Source organism: Micromonospora sp. LOL_025 (genome assembly GCF_048060285.1).
Taxonomy (GTDB): domain Bacteria; phylum Actinomycetota; class Actinomycetes; order Mycobacteriales; family Micromonosporaceae; genus Micromonospora.
In genome coordinates this window covers 1-1291 of record NZ_JBHMIR010000092.1, presented here as the reverse complement: position 1 = coordinate 1291, position 1291 = coordinate 1, and the positions used below count along the sequence as shown (strand labels likewise).

The following is a 1291-nucleotide window of genomic DNA, read 5'->3' as shown; positions in this document are numbered from 1 at the left end:
TGTGTGTTGGTGGGGGCGCGGGGTCGGTTGATGCAGGCGTTGCCGGCCGGTGGGGTGATGGCGGCGGTCGGTGCGTCGGAGGAGTCGGTCGGTGAGCTGATCGGTGCGACCGGTGCGGCGGTGGACGTGGCGGCGGTGAACGGTCCGGCGTCGGTGGTGGTGTCGGGTGTGGCGGGCGAGGTGGCCTCGGTGGTGGCTGCCTGCCGTGAGCGGGGTTGGCGGGTCAAGGAGCTGTCGGTCAGTCACGCGTTCCACTCGCGGCTGATGGAGCCGATGCTGGACGAGTTCCGGTCGGTGGTGGCGGGGCTCGACTGGCGGGTGCCGCGGGTCGCGGTGGTGTCGAATGTGACGGGTGCGGTGGCGGACCCGTTGGAGTTGGTGGATCCGGAGTACTGGGTGCGGCACGTGCGGCGGCCGGTGCGGTTCGCCGACGGGGTGGCGGCGCTGCGGGCGCAGGGCGTGGACACGTTCCTGGAGGTCGGCCCCGACGCGACGTTGACGGCGATGGTGGCGGAGATCGTCGCGGATGCCGCGGTGCGGCGGATTCCGGCGTCGCGGCGGGGCCAGGCGGAGGTCGCCGCGCTGACCGAGGCGCTGGGGCAGTTGTGGGTCGCGGGTGTGCCGGTCGACTGGACGGCGTACCTCGGTCAGGCCGGTGCCCGGCCGCGCGTGGTCGACCTGCCCACCTACGCCTTCGACCACACCTGGTACTGGCCCGAGGCGGCGCCCTCGGCCCGCCGGGACGCGCACGGCGAGGCTCTCGACGGGCGGTTCTGGGCGGCCGTGGAGTCCGGCGATCCCGACGTGGTCGGCGGTGAGCTGGGCGTCGGCGCGGACGAACCGTTCAGCGCGGTCCTGCCGAAGCTCGCGCAGTGGCGGCGGGCCGCACAGCAGCGGTCGACGGTGGACTCCTGGCGCTACCGGGTGGTGTGGCGACGCCAGGACGTGACCGGGAACGAGACCCTGACCGGCTCCTGGTTGGTGCTGATGCTCCCCGGACAGGAGGACCACCCGTTGCTGGCAGGGCTGGCGGAGCGGGGCGCCGAGGTGGTCCCGGTGGTGCTGGACGCGCTGGAGCGGGACGAGATCGCGCGCCGGCTGGCCGCAGCGGTGGAGGCCGGGAAGCCGGTCGCCGGGCTGGTCTCGCTGCTGTCGCTGGCCGGTGCGGGTGTGGTCGAGGCGCTGGCGGTGGCGCAGGCGCTGGCCGTCACGGAGATCCAGGGCCGGTTGTGGTGGCTGACGCGTGGGGCGGTCTCCGTGGACGACGCGGAGCCTCTGACCGACGTGGTGG

Annotated in this window: 1 protein-coding gene; it reads left to right on the top strand. The window is 74.2% G+C overall.

The window, feature by feature from the left end; genetic code table 11:
* Positions 1-30: 30 nt before the first annotated feature.
* Positions 31-1291: acyltransferase domain-containing protein (locus tag ACFHW0_RS31605; protein ID WP_416613284.1), on the top strand; the 1261-nt coding region annotated here is incomplete at its 3' end.